The organism is Pseudomonas sp. N40(2020), assembly GCF_014472415.1.
Lineage (GTDB): Bacteria > Pseudomonadota > Gammaproteobacteria > Pseudomonadales > Pseudomonadaceae > Aquipseudomonas.
In genome coordinates this window covers 53,955-72,933 of record NZ_JACSZV010000011.1, presented here as the reverse complement: position 1 = coordinate 72,933, position 18,979 = coordinate 53,955, and the positions used below count along the sequence as shown (strand labels likewise).

Below are 18,979 nucleotides of genomic sequence, written 5' to 3'. Positions count from 1 at the left end.
ACACGCAAAAAAAATGCGCAGGCGGTTAAGCCTGCGCATTCAGTCAAGTACGCAACTCAGTCTTTCTGGTCACGCAACACATTGCCCGACGCACCGTCGATACGGAACTCATAGACGACGCCGTCCGCTTTACGTCCTTCGCCCTCCCAGTAGCCATCGTTATCCGCCTCGATCTTGTAAATCTCCACGTAACCGGCCTTGGTCTTGGCTGTTTCGATGGCTTTTTCGATGGTAATCCAGCCAGCCCCCGGCCTGTCCGCCAGCGCTGCACCCGCAGTCAGCAAAGTGGCTGTAGCAATCAGGGCGGCGAAAGTCTTCTTGATCATTTTTTCACTCCATTTGTGGATAGTGGTCATTGGCGTCCTGTTTTTTGGGCGCCTGAGCGAAAAATAAGTTCCACTTTGATGGGCAAATGCCATGACGGTTGTTCTCGGTGACTTCCCGGCAAGGTTAGAATGCGCGAAATCAGGACGAGTCAATGACCCAAGACACTCTCTCGGAAGCCGAATACGATGCGATCACCGATGCCGCCGCGCACTGGTGCATGCGTCTGCATGCCGTCGACTGCACGGACGAAGAGCGTCGCGCATTCGAACAATGGCACGATGCGCATCCCTTGCATGCGTTCGAGTATGAAGCCATGCTGGAAATCTGGGACGTTGCCGAGCACTTGCCTCGGCCGGAACCAACGCTCGCTGTGCCGATTCGCCAGCCTTCGCGCGCGTGGCGCCAATACGCGATCGCCGCAGGTGTCTGCGCGCTGGCATTGCCGCTGGCCGCTTATACAGGCTGGAACCTCGGCTGGCTGCCCAACAGCTATCAGCACTTCTCGGCCACCGACAATGTGCGCCAGGTCACCTTGAACGACGGCAGCCAACTCGAACTCAACCTGAACACTGATCTGACCTTCAGCAACTACAAGGACGAACGCCGGGTCACGCTGAAAAAGGGTGAAGCGTTCTTTAACGTCAGTCACGACATGGAGCACCCGTTTGTCGTCCGTGCGGGTGAAGGCAAGATCCGCGTCACCGGCACTCGGTTCAACGTCTGGATGTATGAAGATCAAGTGCGGGTGAACCTGATCGAAGGTTCGGTTCTGGTGAAAAGTAATACCGCTTTGCCGGGCGATGGGTTGAGTCTGGGGCCAGCCATGCAGGCGCGTTACAGACACGGCGACTACATACCGCAGATCAGCCAGACCTACGCCAACGACACTGCGCTGGCCTGGCGCAATGGCAAACTGGTGCTGGACAATCTGGCGCTCAATGATGCCCTGCCGCTGATCAACCGTTACCTGGACAAGCCGTTGATGCTTGCTGACAACAGTACCGGTTTGATTCGGGTGGGCGGCATCTACAACATCAAAGAGCTGAACAACCTGGCCAACTCCCTGCCAAAAGTCTTGCCCGTCTACCTGACACGCAACAAGGAAGGCAACCCGGTGATCAATCCGATGCCGCAACAACCGCCAAAAAACTGAAGGCCGCGCCCCTTAAGGGATGCGGCCTTCAATTGTGTCTCAGGTCATGCTGTGTTTACTGCGCGGCGACTTTCCCCGCCTTGTCCACCGCCTCACGAATGGTCTGTACTTGATACTGCGGATCTGCCTTGATCTGCTGTTCGGTAAACGGCAGCACACTCCACTGTTTTTTCGAAAATGCCTCGGTCTGATCGCGCGAATACTTCGATGCCGGATCGCTGGACAATGAAAACGCCAGCAACCCTTGTGCGTGCGGCCCTTTGTCATCGAACGTCACCACTTGCAGGTAACTGGTGCCGCTGACCACCTCAAGTTTGCCGTCCTCGCGTGGCACGCTCTGGATCGCGTTGTAGATCCCCAAAGTGCCCGGCCCGCCATGAATCGGCGTCTGCTGCCCGCCGCTGCTGACCACCTGGATATCCCCCCAACGGGTTTGCGGCGTGAGGCCCATCTTGACTGCCAGTTCGGCCGACGCCAGCATTGCTGCGCGCAATTGCCTGGCCACCGCTGGCTGCTCGACAGCCAGACCGCGCGGTGTGTGTTGCGCATCTTGTGGATCGAAGGCAACGCGCCAGATATCCGCTGACTCTTGCAACGTTTGCATGATGTTCCGGAAATGCACCAGACCCAGACCCGAATCCAGATTGGCCCGCCCGTCCCACGCCTTCAGGCTGGCACAGACCGGCTTCAGTGCTTGCGCGTCGGCGCCAAGATCCGCTGCGCAGAACTTCAGCAGATCCGGCACGACCTGGCTCGCCAGATACACCTGATCGTCCATCACCATCTGCTGCAGATCCTTCACCGCCACCGAACCTTTCTTGCTCAGGCCAGCCAGGCGATCCAGGGCAAACCGGGAACGCAGACCCAAAGGCTGCCCTTCCTGACTGATCAGTGGCGAGAAGCCGGTGAGCGGTTGCGCCGGGTTGGCCAGCCACGCGGAATCGTTAGAGTGCTGGACGAAGTCCTTGCGCAGCAATTGCGGCAATTGGCTGGAAGCATAAATGCCCTTCTGCGCGGCTTGTGGGTCGATGTCCCAGGCACAGCCGCTGTGGGAGCCGTCCAGCACGATCATCCGCGTACCGGCGCGCGGGTCGCTGCACTTGGCCAGTTTTTCATTACTGACGTTCGGCACCACCGACAGGTTCATGTACAGCGTCTGACCCTTGTCATCCACGGCGAGCGTATTGACCCATGGAATGCCTTGAATCTTGTGCACCGAATCCTGCAAATCCTGGAGCGTGGCGGCCTGATTCATTGCATACCACTGCTTCAGCACGCGATCGTTATCGAGGTTGGCATCACGCAGGCTGTAGGCGAACTGATTGTCCCAGTCGAGTTTGCCCGGCCATTGCACAATCGGCCCGAATTTCGAGCTGTAGATGTCGCGCGTGACCGGTACCACCTGCCCGTCGGCCTGTTTGACCTGCACAGACACCGTCTGCTTGCTCATCGGCAGTGATTGGCCATCGAGCAGATATCGCGTCGGGTCTTTTGGGTCGAGTTGCAGGCGATACAAGGTGAAGTGCTTGGAGGAATCGACCGTGTGGGTCCAGGCCAGGTGCTGGTTGAAGCCGATGTTGATCATCGGCAGGCCCGGCAAGGCAGCCCCCATGACATCCAGTTTGCCGGGAATGGTCAGGTGCATTTGATAGAAGCGCATACCGCCGACCCACGGAAAATGCGGGTTGGCCAACAGCATCCCGCGACCGTTGAACGAACGCTCACTGCCCACCGCCACGGCGTTGCTGCCACGATCCAGGGCAAAGCGCTGCTGGCGGGCGTCTGCCATCTGGTAGGCGTGTGCATCGTGCTCAACCTGCGCCGTCGCCTGTGGCGGTGTGGCACCCGCCAGCGCTTCGGCAAACTGGCCGACACCGCCTTCGACCAACAGGCGACGGGTCAGCTTCACCAGATCTTCAGGCGCGATGTCGCGCACCCACTCGCCCTGACATTGTTGCGGCAAGCCCTGCGGTCGGCGTTCGGCAAGGTAGTGGTTGTAGCCGGCGGCATAACCCTCGACCAGATCACGCACCTGGGCAGGCTGTGCCTGCCAGAACGTTTTGACCGCCTCAGGGGTGTTTAGCCAGGTAAAGAACACATCGCTGACGCGGTTTTCGCGCTGCTCGACGGTGAATTGATCCGGGCCGAAATAGCGTGAACGCTGGCCGTTGACCGTGACGATCTCGTTGGCCAACAGACACAAGTTGTCCTGCGCATAGGCATAACCGATGCCGAAACCAAGACCGCGTTCATCTTGAGCGCGGATATGCGGCACACCAAAACCGGTACGGCGGATCTGTGCACTGGTATCGACGGCCGGGCTGAACGCCTGAGCGGACAGGCTCAGCCCGAAAAACATACCGGCTAGGGTCACTCCGGTTAATTGCCTGGAAATAATCACGCTCGCTCCTGATCGAAATACCGAAGAGCGGATCTGGCGTTGCCGCGCGAAAAACATGCCGGGCAGCGGACCCACTCTGGAAACACCCACGCGTCCACGCGCAATGAGCCTGTCCTGAGAACGAAGTCGAAGAAAAAAAATTTAGCCCGCCACAGGGCGTTAAGGCAGTGATTACAAGCAAAAGACGAATTTCCGACAAATTTTCTACATTTTTTCTTTCATGATTTGTCGAGCTGATACGTCTTGTTTAGAGAGTTCACAAAAACCTTTCCCGATCAGGTTCTGAAAAGGAGTAATCGCATGTACAACTCGCAACTACCAACGGACGGTAGCCAGGCCCCAAAAGGAGCTTCCATAAGCCCCCACGCGAGCGATTTCGGGCAACGCGTCGAGCGTCACGGCAACGAACGCATCCGCCTGCTGCTGAAAAGTTTCGGGCTGCGCACCAGCCTGATTCGTCTGAAAGTCATCGATGCCCTGCTGGTTGCGGCGCAAAGCGACCGTCGCCTGGGCGTGCGCGGCGTCCACAGCCAATTGCTGGACCTGGATATTCCGCTGTCCTTCCTCAGTGTGCGCGAAGTGCTCAAACGTTTGTGCGCCGAGGGGGTGATCACCTTCAATGCGGACAAGAGCTACAGCCTGCATCCACAGGCTGCTGCCGTCCTCAACAACGATTGAAGCGCTTGGCGATCGCCGTCAGGGTTTGACCTTGCGGCGCATCACGCCGTTGATAATCACCACGACCACTGCCACGCCAATGGCGATGTACTGGAACGTCTTTTCATCGATCTTCCCGGCGTTTTGCAGCCAGGACAGGCCGAGCATGATCGCCAGCACAGACACGGCGATCAGAATCGAATAAATCAAGCGTTGCTTCTGGGTCATTGCGGTTTCCTGAAACTTTGGAATGTATCCGGTTTGTATCCGCTTGCATGCCATGCACTTACCGTTTTACGGGGATGCGCCGCAGCAATCGGGGTCTCATGTTACAGCCGATGAAGAGTTTTGGCTTCATGACGGCATTACCATGAGGAACTTTCAAATGCTGCGTCGAATCACCTGGCTGATTCCCGTTCTCGCCCTGCTGACCCTGAGTGGTTGCATCATCTTCCCCCACGGCGGTGGGCATGGCGATCATCATCGTTTTTACCAGGGAGGCCCTGGCTATTATCAACACCGCTAGAACAGCACAACTCACCCCGCCCGCCCGGCCAAAAATGTACCGGGCAGGAGCGCCATAACCCCGATCAACTTGAAAACAATGCCCGCCGCTTCGCGGGCATTTTTTTGCCTCGGAACTTGCCAACCGCCGGCAACTTCCGGCACTACGAAAATATTGGATCCATTAAACAACCTGAAAGCATTGGACATTTAATGTCTCAGCAAAGCGTTAGGCGACGCGAACATCTGCACCTAGTCTCTGGCAACTCTTTCGAGACTTTAAACAGGGATGTCCATGCACAGAACATTAATAAAAATCGGCCCCAGACAATTGATCGGCTTTTGTCTGGCGCTCACCATTTTTGAACTACTGACCTATATGGCCAGCGACTTGATTATGCCGGCCATGTTGAACGTCACCGCAGAATTACAAGCGGATGCCCGTCATGTTCCCTACGCGTTCAATCTTTATCTGTTGGGAGGAGTCTGCCTGCAATGGCTGATTGGTCCGCTGTCGGATCAATGGGGTCGACGGCCGGTATTGCTTTGCGGCTGCGCGTTGTTCGCCGCGTCCTGTACAGCGGCATTCATCACCAACAGCATCGAAGCGTTCAATCTGCTGCGTCTTGTACAAGGCATGGGCCTGGGTTTTGTCGTGGCGGTCAGTTATCCGGCGCTCCAAGAAGTATTCTGCGAGGCGGATGCCGTGCGCCTGATGGCTCTGCTCGGCAATGTCGCGCTGCTGTCACCGTTACTAGGCCCGTTACTCGGCAGCCTGCTGCTGGAATGGTTGACCTGGCGCGAATTGTTTCTGGGTCTGGGCTTGATAGCGGGTGCCGTCTGGGTGGGGCTGTACGCCTGCATGCCGGAGACCGTAGGCGTTGTGCGCCGGGATGGGTACCAACCAGCGTCGCACCCTTTCTCCCTTGCTCAGACGCGACAGCGCTACCTTGCCCTGCTCGGCAACCGCAGGTTCCTTGGCGCGAGCCTCGCGCTGGGCCTGATGAGCTTGCCGCTGATCGCGTGGATCGGGCTGTCGCCGTTGCTGCTGATCCAGGTGTCGGGCCTGACACCCCTGCAATACGGCCTGTGGCAAATCCCGATCTTCTCAGCCGTGATTGCCGGGAATCTGATTCTCGACCGCTTGCTGGTCACTCACACGCTACCCCGCTTGATTCGACTGGCGCTTTGGCCGCTCTGCCTGGGCCTGCTGGCGCTGATGGGCTGCGCGTTGCTCGGCGCTGGCCTGGCGCCAGTGGTGGCCGGTCTGGCGCTATACGCCGTGGGACTGGGCATCAGCAATGCTGCGCTGTATCGCCTGGCGTTGTTCAGCACAGACGACAGCAAAGGTCTGGTCTCGGCCATGATCGGAATGATCTCGATTGCCGTGATGGGCATCGGCGGCTCAATCATTGCCGCCATCGGCGGTGGCACTCACCTTGAACTATTCGCCCTGTGTGCCGCGCTCAGCGGCCTGTTGTGCCTGCCCTTGCTGCACGGCTTCTTGCATGGCGCAAAAACTACCTCTGCTCCAATTCGATAAAGGAATATTGATGATCCACTTACCCTCAAGTGACGCGCTCTGCGCGTTGACACACCCCTATTGCGCGGATTCGGTGCCGCCTGACCTGTTCAACCAGGCCATGACCGAAATCAGCCGGTTTCACTGCCAGCACACACCCGGCTACGAACATTGGTTGAATGCGAATGGACTCGACGCGCACGATCTGGAGAGTCTCGATGACTGGTCACGCCTGCCGCCGATATTTGCCAACTACTTCAAACAAAAACTGCTGCTCAGCAGCGTTGGTGAAGACGCTCTGGAATTGACGTCCTCCGGCACCAGCGGCCAGAAAAGTCGCATGCGCTATGACGAGCGCAGCCTGGCCGCCGCCCAATTCATGGTCGCGCAGATTTTCCGTCACTACGGCTGGGACACCCCGAACACGCCGTGCAACTACCTGCTGCTCAGTTATGAGCCGCAAGGTCGCATCACCTTGGGGACCTCGTTCACCGATCAGTTTCTGTGTCGTTTCGCCCCTCCCCATCGCGTGGTCTATGCCCTGCGCAACAATGGTAACGGCCATCAATTTGACGTGTTCGGCGTCATCCAGGCCTTGCAGTCGTTCGCCGAAGAAGGTCTGCCGGTGCGCATCCTCGGCTTTCCGGCCTTTCTCTGGCAAACCCTGCAACGCATGCAGGACACCGGCGTGGGCAATATTCAATTGCCCGCAGACTCGCTGGCCTTCTTCGGTGGTGGCTGGAAAACCCAAGCCGCCGACGAGATCCCCAGACAGCAGCTCTATGCCCGCATCCACCGGCAATTGGGCATTGAAACGTCCCGCTGTCGCGATGGCTACGGCGCCGTCGAGCACGCCGTGCCTTACATCGAATGTACTCAGCACCATTTCCATGTCCCGGTCTATTCGAAGGTATTTGTTCGCAATCCGACAGATTTATCCCTCCTGCCCTACGGTCAAAAAGGTTTGCTGAGTTTTGTCTCACCCTACATCTCGTCCAGCCCTGCGCATGCCGTCGTGATGAGTGATCTGGCCACGCTACACCCCGGCGCGAGTTGCGGCTGTGGACTGGCCAACGACTGGTTCGAACTGCATGGCCGCGCCGGTACAACGGCGGGCAGAAGCTGTGCGATGGCGGCAGCCGAATTGCTGGGGGGGCACTGAGATGTATTTGATAAATGGGCATCTGCACGACACCTGCAACTTCGAAGACGCACTTGAATGCCTGCAACAGGATCTTGCGCAGCACCTGAGTACGCCGCTTGAAAGCAGCACCGTGGTGACGGCCGCCGCACGCTTTGCCGAGCAATTGCGCGACACCCCCGACGCGTTCGCACTCGATACCGAACAACGGCAAGGCCTGATCGACTTCTGCGCCGCGGAAAAATTGCAGGTCAAACTGCAACGCGAACTCGGCACGCAGCCCGACTCTTTGCGGCGGATCGATTATCGGCAAGCGCGCTTCGAATGCTGGAGTCCGCTCGGGTTGGTGGTGCACATCACCCCGGGTAACGCGCCGCTGCTGGCATTCTGCGCGGTACTGGAAAGCTTGCTGGCGGGCAACGTCAATTGGTTGCGCCCCAGCAGCAGCGATCAGCATCTGACCGCCCGACTGCTCGACGCTTTGCAGCAATGCGACCCGAGCGGACAACTCGCCGGTTACGTTGCCGTATTGCCGGTCGGCACTGCGCAGATTGGCCGATTGTGCCAACGCGCCAACGGTGTCGCGGCCTGGGGCGGTGAAAAGGCCCTGCAAGCGATTCGTCAACAGATTCCAGCGGGCTGCCGCTGGATCGATTGGGGACACCGCATCAGCTTCGTCTACCTGACAGCCGATGCCGCCACGCCGCAGGCCCTGGACGCTGTGGCGGATGAAGTCTGTCGGCTGGATCAGCAGGCCTGCTCAAGCCCGCAATGGTTGTTGGTGGACAGCGACGACCCGGCAGTGCTGCGCGACATCGGTGAACGCCTGGCCGCGGCTTTCGAACGGCGCAGCGGGCAATGGCCGGCGCTGCTGCCCACGCCTCAAGAGGCGTCGCAAATCACCACGCACATGCAAATGTCCCGGCTGGCGCAAAGTTTTGCCGATCAAACCGGCTATGTCTGGAGCGCGCCAGGCTGGCGGGTGATCTGGGCGCATGAGCGCCAACTCGGTCCTTCGCCATTGTTTCGCAGTGTGCTGCTGCATCCCGTGCCCCGAGCGCTGATCACTGCCTCTCTGCTGCCATGGCGCAATGTCCTGCAAAGCTGTGCCCTGCTGTGCGCCGACTCGCACATCGGCGAACTGGCCCGGACGTTGATTTCTGCAGGTGTGACACGTATCGCGCCAATCGACGGCATCCACGATGGCTATGACGGCGAACCGCACGATGGCGTCTATGCGTTGCAACGGCTCAGCCGGCGCGTGTCTGTCAGCTTGCCTGCCGCAGTGCTGGCAAACCATGTCACCCTCGACCGCACGCCAACGCCCGCGTTGCCGCCCGGCCGGCCGATCATGAACAAAGAAGCGTTCATCGCCCAGCCGATCAACGCACAAGCCCAGTTGTATTTCCGTTCGGGAGGCAGCAGCGGTACACCGGCGTTGTCGGGTTACAGCCATCGTGATTTCCAGCGACAGATGCGCGCAACCGCCGACGGTTTGTTCGCCGCGGGACTCGACCCATCGCGGGATCGGGTAATGAATCTGTTCTTCTGTGGCGGGCTGTACGGCGGCTTTCTGAGCTTTGCCAAAGTGCTCGAACTGCTCGACATCACGCACCTGCCCATGGGTGCCCCGACCGACGATGATTACCGTGAAATCGCCCAACTGATTGTCGATCAGCGCGTGACCGTACTGATGGGTATGCCAAGTACTCTGCACCGCCTGTTCCTCAACGAACGGCAACGACTGCAAGCCTATGGCGGGATCGACAAGGTGTATCTCGGCGGCGAGCACCTGAGCGAACAGAGCCGGACACTGCTGCGCAGTTGCGGCGTGTCCAGCATCCGCTCGGCGATCTACGGCAGCGTCGACGCCGGCCCCCTCGGTCACGCCTGCCAGGCGACAGCCGATGGCGTGTTCCATCTGATGACCGACACCCAGCATCTGGAAATCGTCGCGTTCGACGATGATCGCCCCGTCGCTGGCGATGAAATCGGCCGACTGCTGTTCACCTCCATCGCACGGGAAGGGCAGCACGTTCAGCGGTACGACGTCGGTGACAGCGGACGCTGGTTGTCCGGCCCCTGCGCCTGCGGACTGACCTCACCGCGCTTCGAACTGCTGCAACGCCACGGCAAGCTGATCCGCATCGGCACCGACTTCATTTCATTGAGCGAATTGGCGTCGCACCTGCAAGTGCCGTTTCAACTGCTGCTCGATCATGCGCCCGACGGCCTCGAGCGCATGCAACTGCGTAGCGAGCTCAACGCACAGGAAGTCCGGACCCGGTTAGCAAACTACCCGACGCTGGCGACCGTTATTGAAACCGCTCTGTTGGTTCTGGAAGTTGAGGTCTGCGCCACGCAAAACTTCACGCGAAACAAACACAGCGGCAAAACACCGATATTGATTGACTCGCGACGTCAATAAAAACCACGAACTCGATTAGCCCATTATTGAAAAAGAGAACGCTGTGAAAACAACTGATTCCGTAAACGAGTTGATAACGTTTGCTCGCCATCACTCGCACTACTATGGGAAACACTTCGCTGATATTCCCGACGCAATTACATCGCTCACACAACTACCACTGATTGATCCGGTTGAATATTGGAGCGACAGTCAGATCCTCAGTCATTGGCCGGTTCTGACAGGATCGGTAGAACAGGCACTGGTATTTAAAACCGGCGGTTCAAACAGTGCCGGCAAACTTTCGGTGTATACCCGTGATGAATGGCGCCGGTTGGTGCGTGAGTTCGGTAGCAGCCTGAAATGGCAATTCAAATCCGGTGACCGAGTGGCCAACCTGTTCTTTGCAGGTGATCTCTACGCCAGTTTCCTGTTCATCCACGACTCCCTTGCAAATGTCGCTGAAAATATCACCGAGTTTCCATTCACTGGCGACGTCGATTCGGCCGTTCTGGCCGAAGCGATCATGCAGAATCGGATCAATGTGCTGGCAGGCTTGCCCGCCCACCTGCTGACCTTTGCGAGCTGGCTCAAGCATCGGGGGCAGACACTGTCCGGCGTTGATACCCTGCTCTATGGTGGAGAAAGTCTGTTTGCGTCACAGCGCCACCTCCTCAACCGGGCGTTTCCCAATGCGCGCATCAGCTCTATTGGCTACGCCAGCGTCGATGCCGGCTTCATCGGCGCTAACCATCGCGACTGTGCCGACGGCGAGCATCGCATGCATGACGGTCACGCCCTTCTGGAGATCATCGACGAACAGTCCGGTGAGGTGATCGAGGCGTGCGATCACGCCGGCTTGTTGGTGATCACCAACTTCAACCGGCGCCTGATGCCGTTGATTCGTTACCCGGTTGGCGACCGTGCCTGCTGGCGCGAGCCCGTCGGCAGTGCGCAGCGCAAATTCGCGCTCAAGGGCCGCAGCGCGAACAGCCAACGGGTACGGGTGGGTATTTTGTCGCTGATTCCTGATGAACTCGCCGAACTGGTTCGACGCACCGCCGCCAGTGACGACTGGCAACTGGTCATAGAACAGGTCGCGCACAAGGACGTATTGAGCCTGAAATGGGTGGCAACCGCCCAATCCACCACCTTGGCCGAGGTCAACCTGGGGCTGGAGGCCGGGCTTATCGAGTTGTACCCGTTGATCACGCAACTGCAGGCAGACCAACTTCTGGATCTGCAAGTGCGCTGTTGCACGCTTGAAGATCTGCCACGCCATCCCCGCTCGGGCAAATGCCTGCGCGTGCTGGATCTGCGCCGCTACGAACACAACGACAAGGAGTTGGCCGATGGAACAGTTGATCCTGCGTAACTATCGCGAAACCGATGCGACGGCCGTCAGCCAACTTTTCCGGCAGGTCTATGGCGACCATTACGTGCAGCCCCATGTGTACCTGCCGCATCTGATCAGCCAGAACCACGCCGACAAGCGCTGGCACTCGCTTGTCGCCGTGGTCGGGCAACAGATTCGCGGCCACGCCACGTTGTTTCGCGACACGAACTCGTACACCGCCGAACTGGCATTGAGCGCCGTACATCCTGATACCCGCGGGCAAAACATCGCCACGCGCCTGGGCCAGCAACTGCTGGCGCACGCACAAGCGCTTGGCTGTCACGACGTATCAATCAAACAGGTGACCCATCATCCGTACACGCAACGCATGGCAACCACCCTCGGCTTCCACAACACCGGACTGTTGCCGGATTACGTGCCCTCACCGTTCGGTAGCCCGGCGCCTGAATCGATCGTCCTGGGCTGTCGCGTCATCGACGGCTATCAACGCCCTTTGCCCAGGCAGACCTGGCCGGCCAGTTGCCGGGACTTCATGCAGCATCTGTGTCGGGTATTCGGTACACAGGAGCAAATCATTCAATGGCGTGGCCCGGCGATTCAACTTGAACAACACGCCAATCGGCATGACATGCGAATCAAGGAATTGGACCCTGGCCTGCTAAAACAGATACGGCGACTGCCGCAGCACTGGTTGATTTCTATCCGGCTCGGGCTGTCGCAGCACTTTGCCCGGGACCTGGACAGACTGACGACTATCGGATTTGTGTTTACCGGGCTGGCACCCGTTGACGGAAATGAAGGGGGATGGCTGGCGCTTTTCCATCGGGGTATGCACCCGCGTGCGCTGGCGCTGCACTGCCCGAACATGCAACGTCTGCACGATCAGATGCAACTGCAAACCGCAGATACCTGGCATTGAAAAAACGGCCCGCTCCTGGCGACCGGGCCGTTTTCAAAAGTCAGGCCTTGGCGCTGATACCCTTATCGTTCGGTGTTGCTACGCTGCGGCCATTACCCATGCCGTAGGTCTTGAGGTTCTGCAACACATAGATGGCCTTTTTATATTCAGGGATCAGGCCATTGGCGTACTTGTCGCCCTTGATGTTGTTGGTCTGGATGGTATCCAACTGCGTGGCGAAGTATTCCAGCGCGTTGAACTTGGCGTCGGGGTCTTTCGGTACGCCGAACCGATCAAACTTGTCGCCAGCATTAAGCAGCGTCATGGCGGTGATCTCGGATATCAATCCACGTCCGCGCAGAAAAGCACTCAGATTGCCCAGACTTTTGGCCGAGACGTTTTCCGGATCGAAGCCCTTGACGTTTTTGTGCAGCTTTTGTCTGTCCATTTCAGCGATGTTGAGCGCGTTGGGATCATTGCCCACCAGGTTCAGCATTTGCTTGACCTTGGCGCTTTGCGTTACCGGTTTTCCTCGAGTACCGGTGTCCTGTACCAACAGACCTGCCTTGCTTTGCCAGGCCCCGGTGTAGCCGATAGTCATGGGTAAGCTCCTTGGAAGACGAGCATGAAAATGTCCTTTTGATCGACTTGAATGCGCAGGAGTATCTACCGGCCAACTAGTGGCACCAACTCTTTTCATGCATCCGCTTACAATTCTTGTACATTCTCGATACAAATCGACAAACGCCCGTAAATGCTGGCCCGCAAGTTCTCTTCCAGACAATTTTAATTAGGCTTTTTGCACTAACGAACCGCCTGGTTAGTTTGTATGTATCAACTCGGATACCTCCCGGCCATCGGGTCGCGTCTTTTTAGTACGTCTGTACCTAAAGCTTCTCGACATAGCGACGATACGTTAGGCATACCCCCACTGTTTACCCCACGCCCCCTAATAAGAAACGCAGCTCAAGGACCGGTCTCCATGCCCGCATTCCGCACCATTCAGGCTCGCTACACGCTGTTTCTGGTTCTGTTCATTCTGTTGTTGTCCGTACTGACCGTGGTTGGCATCAGCCAACTGGTCGCTCCCAAGCTGCGTCATACCGAAGAACAGGTAGTGCTCAACCGCATCGCCGAAGTCGCCGAACAGATTCAGGGCGAACTGAACAAGGTTCAGGCGCAACAGCGCAGCATCACCCAGACCATCCCACTGCTCGACAGCGCGGCCATCGACTCGGTGTTGCCGGGTCTGGTGGATCAGTACGGCGAGCTGAAGGTGTTCGGCGGCGGCATCTGGCCTCTACCGGGCCAACGTGAAACCGGGCGCAACAAGTTCAGCACCTTCTGGCACCGCGATGCCTCGGGCAAACTGGCGGTCAACACGTTCTGGAACAGTGACGCGGCCCCCAACTATTACGACCAGAGCTGGTACAAGGGCGGCATGGCTACGCCACGCGGTCAGTGCGCCTGGGCCGCGGCCTACAAGGACGACGCCAGCGCCGAGCCGCGCACCAACTGCGCCATGGCCATTCAGAAGAACGGCAACGCCTGGGGCGTGTCGACCATCGACGTGACACTGGGCTTCTTCAATGACCTGGTGGCCCGCAAGGAAAAAGACCTCAACGCTGAAATGCTGATCGTCGAGGCCGACGGCAAGATCATCAGCAACAGTTCGCGCATCAGTGGCCCGATCGTGCTGAAGAACATCAGCGAACTGGCCGCCAGCTCCACCTTCGCCAGTCAAGTCAAAACCGGCCTGCAAAACCGCGATCAGGCGCAACGTGTCGAGTTCGACAACAACGGTGAAGCCAGCACTTTCTTCATGCGCCCGATCGAAGGCACGCCGTGGTTCCTCGCCACTGCCCTGCCGACGAAAATGCTCACCGCCCAGCGCGACGACGTGCTCAGCACGCTGAGCCTGTTGCAGATCCCGATGGTGATCCTGCTGGTGCTATTGCAACTCTATGCGATTCGCCAGTTGGTGCAGCGCATGAAAGCGTTGAAAGCCAACATCGACCTGCTCTCCAGCGGCGATGCCGACCTGACCCGACGCATCACCATCCGCGCCGAAGACGAACTCGGCGCCATCGGCCATTCGGTCAACACCTTTATCACTTATCTGCAAAACATGATCGGCGAGGTCACCCAGGCCACCGGCGCAATGGCGTCGAGTCTGGACAACCTGCAGCGCACCTCGGCGCACACCAGCCAGATCCTGTTACGGCATGCCTCGGAAACCGATCAGACCGTTACCGCTATCACCGAAATGAGTTCGACCGCCGAGAGCGTGGCGCAGAACGCCGCTGAAACCGCTGCGTTCACCCAGCGCGCCAACGAAAACGCCGACCGTTCGCGGGTGGTGGTGGGCGAGGCAACCAACAGCGTTGTGGCGTTGATCGACGAAGTGGCCAGCGCCACCCACAAAGTTGAAAACATGCAACAGGACGCCCAGCGCATCACCGAGATCCTCGGGGTGATCGGCGCAATTGCCGGGCAGACCAACCTGCTGGCCCTCAACGCCGCCATCGAAGCGGCCCGTGCCGGCGAGCAGGGTCGTGGCTTTGCCGTAGTGGCTGACGAAGTGCGTGCCCTTGCCGCCCGCACCCAGGCCAGCACATCGGAAATCAACGAGATGTTGACTCGCCTGACCCAAGGGGTGAGTTCGTCGGTCAGCGCCATGGAAAACACCCAAGCCAGTTGCCAATCGGCCGCCGATGCCACGGCACGGGTCAACTCCGGGCTGGATGAAATGGCCGGCTCCGTCAGCCACATCAACAGCCTGAGCACACAAATCGCCACCGCCGCCGAGCAACAGAGTGCAGTGACCGAAGAGATCAACCGCAGCATGGTGCAGATCCGGCACATGGTCGATGAACTGGTGCAAAGCGGCCAGGCCAGCGAACTCAACACCCGTCAGCTGCTGGAAGCCAATAGTCGCGTGAGTGCGATCATGGGTCGGTTCAAGGTAAGTTGAGCCTCTGACAAATTTGTAATCTCACGCTCAGCAGGCTGTCAGGGTTGATCTACGATCATCCTGCCAGCCTGCGCTGTATCAACTTGTAACATTGCGTTGATGCGGGACAGGATAATTCGGTCAAACTGCGTTCTTTTTGGCTGCCATCCAAGTCGAGAGCCCATCATGCGAACCCACCTGCGTCTGGTCGCCCTGAGCGCCCTGTTCATCTCCTCCCTGGCGCAAGCCGCCGATCTGATCCCCATCGAAGTGCATCGCGACGCGAACTGCGGCTGCTGCAAAAAATGGATCAGCCACCTGGAAGCCAACGGTTTCAAAGTCGAAGACCACGTCGAAAGCGACATGAGCAGCTTCAAGCAAAAACATGGCGTGCCGCCGCGCCTTGCCTCCTGCCACACCGGCATCATCAACGGCAAATTCGTCGAAGGGCATGTGCCGGCCGAACAGGTATTGGCGTTGAGCAAGCGTGACGATTTGCTCGGCGTTGCCGCACCCGGCATGCCGATGGGCTCACCCGGCATGGAAATGGACGGCATGAGCGATGCCTATCAAGTGATCGGCCTGAAAAAGGACGGCGCTGACGTGGTGGTGGCGGACTACCCGGCCCATTGATGGGCGCTGCTTACATCGGCTTGTTCTTTGCGGCATTCGGCGCGGCGACGCTGTTGCCGCTACAGTCGGAGGCCTTGCTGGTCGGGTTGATCGTCAGCGACCGTTACTGGCTCTGGGGTCTGCTGGCGGTGGCGACGCTCGGCAATGTGCTTGGTTCGCTGGTCAACTGGTGGCTGGGCCGGGAGCTGGAGCGTTTTCAGGATCGACGCTGGTTTCCGGTCAGCGCCAGGCACATGGCCACGGCTCGCAAGCACTATGAGCGTTACGGGCATTGGTCGCTGTTGCTCAGTTGGCTGCCGATCATTGGCGATCCACTGACCCTGATTGCGGGCGTGATGCGCGAGCCGCTCGGGCGTTTCCTGCTGATCGTCACCCTCGCCAAAGGCGCACGTTATGCCGTACTGGCCATGCTGACGCTGGGCTGGCTCGGTTGAACATTCAGGCCCGGAGATTGCCTGTGTTTAACGTCGCCCTAATCCGGCCATTCCAGCATCCGCCGATTTCAAACGGAGTTTGACCTTATGTCTGTCACGATTTCCCGTTGGCTGCCGGGCTTGTTCCTTACCGCCGCCCTGCCCCTGTTTGCCAATGCTGCAGCCACCCCGGCCGAAGGCCCGGCGTACGGCCCGGAGTTGCAGGGCTTTGAATACCCTTACACGCTTAAACATTTCGCCTTTCAGTCACAGGGTAAATCCCTGCAGATGGGCTACATGGACGTCGCCGCCCACGGAAAGGCCAACGGCCGCACCGTCGTGCTGATGCACGGCAAGAACTTTTGCGCGGCGACCTGGGACAGTTCGATCAAGGCCCTGAGCGAGGCGGGTTACCGTGTGGTCGCACCGGATCAGATCGGTTTCTGCACCTCCAGCAAACCGGACAACTATCAGTACAGCTTCCAGCAACTGGCGACCAACACTCAGCAGTTGCTCAAAGCGCTGGGCATCCAGAAAGCCACCCTGCTCGGCCATTCCACCGGCGGTATGCTCGCCACCCGTTATGCGCTGTTGTTCCCTGATCAGGTCGATCAACTGGCGCTGGTCAACCCGATCGGTCTGGAAGACTGGAAAGCCCTCGGCGTGCCGTATCGCACGGTGGATCAGTGGTATCAGCGCGAACTCAAAGTCACCGCCCAAGGAATACGCGACTACGAGCGCACGACCTACTACGATGGCCGCTGGAAACCGGAATTCGACCGTTGGGTCGACATGCTCGCAGGCCTGAGCAAAGGCCCGGGCAAAACCCAAGTGGCCTGGAACTCGGCGCTGATCTACGACATGATTTTCACCCAGCCGGTGTACTACGAGTTCAAGGACCTGAAGATGCCGACCCTGCTGCTCATCGGCACCTCCGACACTACGGCCATCGGCAAGGATCTGGCACCGCCCGAGGTGAAAGCGCAAATCGGTCACTACGACGTGCTCGGCAAACAAGTGGCCAAATTGATCCCGCAGTCGACGCTGGTGGAGTTTCCCGGCATGGGCCACGCTCCTCAGATGGAAGAACCGGCGCAGTTCCACAAGGCACTGCTCGGCTGGCTGGACAAGACCAATCCCGTTCGTTGATGAGGTAGCGCTGATGGCGGTGCAGATTGCAGTAATCGATGACTGGCAGGACGTGGCCCGCGACGTGGTTGACTGGTCCGTCCTCGACAGCATCGGTGAAGTGACATTCGAACATGATTACCCGGCGGACAACGCCACGCTCGCCGAACGGCTGGGCAAGTACCAGGTGATCTGCGTGATGCGCGAACGCACGCGCTTCGATGAAGACCTGCTCAAGCGCTTGCCCAATCTCAAGTTGCTGGTGACCGGTGGTATGCGCAACGCCGCGCTGGACATGCAGGCAGCGGCAAAATTGGGTATCAAGGTGTGCGGCACCGACAGCTACAAACACGCCGCGCCCGAACTGACCTGGGCGCTGATCATGGCGGCCACGCTCAATCTGGTGAACGAAGTCAATTCGCTGCGTGCCGGTCAATGGCAGCAAAGCCTGGGCGGCGATCTGCACGGCAAGACGCTGGGCATTCTCGGCCTGGGCAGTATCGGTCAGCGAGTGGCGCAGTTTGGCCAGGTGTTCGGCATGCGGGTGATTGCCTGGAGCGAAAACCTCACGGCAGAACGTGCGGCACAGGTAGGTGTGACCCATGTCAGCAAGCAGGAACTGTTCGAACAGGCCGATGTGCTGTCGGTGCATCTGGTACTCAGCGAACGCAGTCGCGGGCTGGTCGATGCGCAGGCGCTGGGCTGGATGAAACCGACTGCACTGTTGGTGAACACGGCTCGCGGGCCTATCGTCGATGAAGCGGCGCTGATCAAGGTTTTGCAGAAACAGCGTATTGCCGGGGCAGCGCTGGATGTGTTCGATCAGGAGCCACTGCCCGCGCTGCACCCTTTCCGCACGCTGGACAATGTGCTGGCGACACCGCACGTGGGGTATGTCAGTCGGCAGAACTATGCGCAGTTCTTTTCGCAGATGATTGAGGATATACAAGGCTGGTCGGCGGGCAACCCGGTTCGTTTATTGAACTGAAACCCTGTAGGAACTGCCGAAGGCTGCAATCTCTTAATCTTGATCTTTGCAAAGCAGGATCAAAAGATCGCAGCCTCGTTTCACTCGACAGCTCCTACAGGAGCCATGCAGTCATCCAAATCAATAACTGCCCGCACCACAACAGTGCGCCATCTCTTCCCGCCAGCACAAAATCGTGACCGATCAGTCACCGTTTTGACCCATCTCCCCAAAAAAACCTGCACTTCGTCGGTGCGTTTCCCCCCTCACACCACGGTTTCCGTGCCTCGCCGACCGATTGTCGAACAATTTGCCCATTCCCCCTCGCCCGCTCTAGGATCTGGCCTAGACTCATTTTCGCGGGGCGAAACCGGCCGGTCACACCACAGCAAAATAATCGAAACTTTTGCTGAAGACGGCGGGTCATCTGAAAGGCAGGGGGAACGCGACTGGTTCATTCCTTGCAATGGCCTCACCACCCATTCTGCTAGCGCGTGTTGGGTAGCGTTTGCTCACCG

The 18,979-nt window shown here is 58.7% G+C and carries 17 protein-coding genes and 2 pseudogenes; 14 read left to right on the top strand and 5 right to left on the bottom strand.

The genetic code is table 11. The features are described from left to right. Positions 1-56: 56 nt before the first annotated feature. The gene (locus tag IAI51_RS10105; protein WP_187678341.1) at positions 57-326 is read right to left on the bottom strand and encodes a PepSY domain-containing protein; all 270 of its coding nucleotides are present in this window, start codon (positions 324-326) and stop codon (positions 57-59) included. 152 nt (positions 327-478) lie between these two features. Here IAI51_RS10105 and IAI51_RS10100 point away from each other — a divergent pair, with 152 nt between their 5' ends. Then, the gene (locus IAI51_RS10100; protein ID WP_187678340.1) at positions 479-1,480 is read left to right on the top strand and encodes a FecR family protein; all 1,002 of its coding nucleotides are present in this window, start codon (positions 479-481) and stop codon (positions 1,478-1,480) included. 55 nt (positions 1,481-1,535) lie between these two features. Here the strand turns inward: IAI51_RS10100 and IAI51_RS10095 are convergent, their stop codons facing one another. Beyond that, a complete protein-coding gene (locus IAI51_RS10095; protein WP_187678339.1) occupies positions 1,536-3,881 on the bottom strand; it encodes an acylase in 2,346 nt (781 codons plus the stop codon). Positions 3,882-4,181: 300 nt separating this feature from the next. Here IAI51_RS10095 and IAI51_RS10090 point away from each other — a divergent pair, with 300 nt between their 5' ends. Beyond that, complete coding sequence (locus tag IAI51_RS10090; RefSeq protein ID WP_187678338.1) at positions 4,182-4,559, top strand: fe2+ zn2+ uptake regulation protein; 378 nt, start codon at positions 4,182-4,184, stop codon at positions 4,557-4,559. An 18-nt stretch (positions 4,560-4,577) separates the two neighbouring features. Here IAI51_RS10090 and IAI51_RS10085 read toward each other — a convergent pair whose 3' ends face one another. Continuing rightward, entirely contained in the window at positions 4,578-4,766 is a 189-nt protein-coding gene (locus IAI51_RS10085) for a hypothetical protein (RefSeq protein WP_187678337.1), read from the bottom strand. A gap of 157 nt (positions 4,767-4,923) precedes the next feature. Between IAI51_RS10085 and IAI51_RS10080 the strand changes: the two genes are divergently transcribed. Next, positions 4,924-5,064, top strand: coding sequence for a hypothetical protein (locus IAI51_RS10080; protein ID WP_187678336.1), 141 nt, complete (start codon positions 4,924-4,926; stop codon positions 5,062-5,064). Between the two features lie 11 nt (positions 5,065-5,075). Here the strand turns inward: IAI51_RS10080 and IAI51_RS10075 are convergent, their stop codons facing one another. Next, entirely contained in the window at positions 5,076-5,252 is a 177-nt protein-coding gene (locus IAI51_RS10075; RefSeq protein ID WP_187678335.1) for a hypothetical protein, read from the bottom strand. A gap of 85 nt (positions 5,253-5,337) precedes the next feature. Between IAI51_RS10075 and IAI51_RS10070 the strand changes: the two genes are divergently transcribed. The 5 genes from IAI51_RS10070 to IAI51_RS10050 are packed head-to-tail and all read left to right on the top strand — an operon-like array spanning position 5,338 to position 12,388. Then, on the top strand, positions 5,338-6,585 hold the full coding sequence (locus IAI51_RS10070; RefSeq protein WP_187678334.1) for an MFS transporter: 1,248 nt from the start codon (positions 5,338-5,340) through the stop codon (positions 6,583-6,585). A gap of 10 nt (positions 6,586-6,595) precedes the next feature. After that, positions 6,596-7,726 (top strand): acyl-protein synthase, encoded by a 1,131-nt coding sequence (locus tag IAI51_RS10065; protein WP_187678333.1) that lies wholly within the window; start codon positions 6,596-6,598, stop codon positions 7,724-7,726. A 1-nt stretch (position 7,727) separates the two neighbouring features. After that, positions 7,728-10,133 (top strand): aldehyde dehydrogenase family protein, encoded by a 2,406-nt coding sequence (locus tag IAI51_RS10060; protein WP_187678332.1) that lies wholly within the window; start codon positions 7,728-7,730, stop codon positions 10,131-10,133. 43 nt (positions 10,134-10,176) lie between these two features. Beyond that, entirely contained in the window at positions 10,177-11,487 is a 1,311-nt protein-coding gene (locus tag IAI51_RS10055) for a phenylacetate--CoA ligase family protein (protein WP_187678331.1), read from the top strand. After that, the gene (locus IAI51_RS10050) at positions 11,465-12,388 is read left to right on the top strand and encodes a GNAT family N-acetyltransferase (RefSeq protein WP_187678330.1); all 924 of its coding nucleotides are present in this window, start codon (positions 11,465-11,467) and stop codon (positions 12,386-12,388) included. The genes IAI51_RS10055 and IAI51_RS10050 overlap by 23 nt, the downstream gene beginning before the upstream one ends. Positions 12,389-12,428: 40 nt before the next feature. Here IAI51_RS10050 and IAI51_RS10045 read toward each other — a convergent pair whose 3' ends face one another. Continuing rightward, complete coding sequence (locus tag IAI51_RS10045; RefSeq protein WP_187678329.1) at positions 12,429-12,968, bottom strand: hypothetical protein; 540 nt, start codon at positions 12,966-12,968, stop codon at positions 12,429-12,431. A gap of 228 nt (positions 12,969-13,196) precedes the next feature. Between IAI51_RS10045 and IAI51_RS28230 the strand changes: the two are divergent. From IAI51_RS28230 to IAI51_RS10020, 6 genes and pseudogenes are all read left to right on the top strand, one after another. After that, positions 13,197-14,480, top strand: a pseudogene (locus tag IAI51_RS28230) (cache domain-containing protein); the annotation flags it as partial. Between the two features lie 339 nt (positions 14,481-14,819). Next, positions 14,820-15,341: pseudogene (locus IAI51_RS28225) on the top strand (methyl-accepting chemotaxis protein); the annotation flags it as partial. 165 nt (positions 15,342-15,506) lie between these two features. Then, positions 15,507-15,953, top strand: coding sequence for a DUF411 domain-containing protein (locus IAI51_RS10035; RefSeq protein WP_187678327.1), 447 nt, complete (start codon positions 15,507-15,509; stop codon positions 15,951-15,953). Beyond that, positions 15,953-16,387 (top strand): YqaA family protein, encoded by a 435-nt coding sequence (locus tag IAI51_RS10030; RefSeq protein ID WP_187678326.1) that lies wholly within the window; start codon positions 15,953-15,955, stop codon positions 16,385-16,387. The genes IAI51_RS10035 and IAI51_RS10030 overlap by 1 nt, the downstream gene beginning before the upstream one ends. 87 nt (positions 16,388-16,474) lie before the next feature. Beyond that, entirely contained in the window at positions 16,475-17,515 is a 1,041-nt protein-coding gene (locus tag IAI51_RS10025) for an alpha/beta fold hydrolase (RefSeq protein ID WP_187678325.1), read from the top strand. Between the two features lie 13 nt (positions 17,516-17,528). Beyond that, a complete protein-coding gene (locus IAI51_RS10020; RefSeq protein ID WP_187678324.1) occupies positions 17,529-18,482 on the top strand; it encodes a D-2-hydroxyacid dehydrogenase family protein in 954 nt (317 codons plus the stop codon). Positions 18,483-18,979: the final 497 nt, after the last annotated feature.

Coding starts and splice junctions, on each gene's coding strand:
- IAI51_RS10105 (WP_187678341.1), bottom strand. CDS start 326: ATGATCAAGAAGACTTTCGCCGCCCTGATTGCTACAGCCACTTTGCTG.
- IAI51_RS10100 (WP_187678340.1), top strand. CDS start 479: ATGACCCAAGACACTCTCTCGGAAGCCGAATACGATGCGATCACCGAT.
- IAI51_RS10090 (WP_187678338.1), top strand. CDS start 4,182: ATGTACAACTCGCAACTACCAACGGACGGTAGCCAGGCCCCAAAAGGA.
- IAI51_RS10085 (WP_187678337.1), bottom strand. CDS start 4,766: ATGACCCAGAAGCAACGCTTGATTTATTCGATTCTGATCGCCGTGTCT.
- IAI51_RS10080 (WP_187678336.1), top strand. CDS start 4,924: ATGCTGCGTCGAATCACCTGGCTGATTCCCGTTCTCGCCCTGCTGACC.
- IAI51_RS10075 (WP_187678335.1), bottom strand. CDS start 5,252: ATGTCCAATGCTTTCAGGTTGTTTAATGGATCCAATATTTTCGTAGTG.
- IAI51_RS10070 (WP_187678334.1), top strand. CDS start 5,338: ATGCACAGAACATTAATAAAAATCGGCCCCAGACAATTGATCGGCTTT.
- IAI51_RS10065 (WP_187678333.1), top strand. CDS start 6,596: ATGATCCACTTACCCTCAAGTGACGCGCTCTGCGCGTTGACACACCCC.
- IAI51_RS10060 (WP_187678332.1), top strand. CDS start 7,728: ATGTATTTGATAAATGGGCATCTGCACGACACCTGCAACTTCGAAGAC.
- IAI51_RS10050 (WP_187678330.1), top strand. CDS start 11,465: ATGGAACAGTTGATCCTGCGTAACTATCGCGAAACCGATGCGACGGCC.
- IAI51_RS10045 (WP_187678329.1), bottom strand. CDS start 12,968: ATGACTATCGGCTACACCGGGGCCTGGCAAAGCAAGGCAGGTCTGTTG.
- IAI51_RS10035 (WP_187678327.1), top strand. CDS start 15,507: ATGCGAACCCACCTGCGTCTGGTCGCCCTGAGCGCCCTGTTCATCTCC.
- IAI51_RS10030 (WP_187678326.1), top strand. CDS start 15,953: ATGGGCGCTGCTTACATCGGCTTGTTCTTTGCGGCATTCGGCGCGGCG.
- IAI51_RS10025 (WP_187678325.1), top strand. CDS start 16,475: ATGTCTGTCACGATTTCCCGTTGGCTGCCGGGCTTGTTCCTTACCGCC.
- IAI51_RS10020 (WP_187678324.1), top strand. CDS start 17,529: ATGGCGGTGCAGATTGCAGTAATCGATGACTGGCAGGACGTGGCCCGC.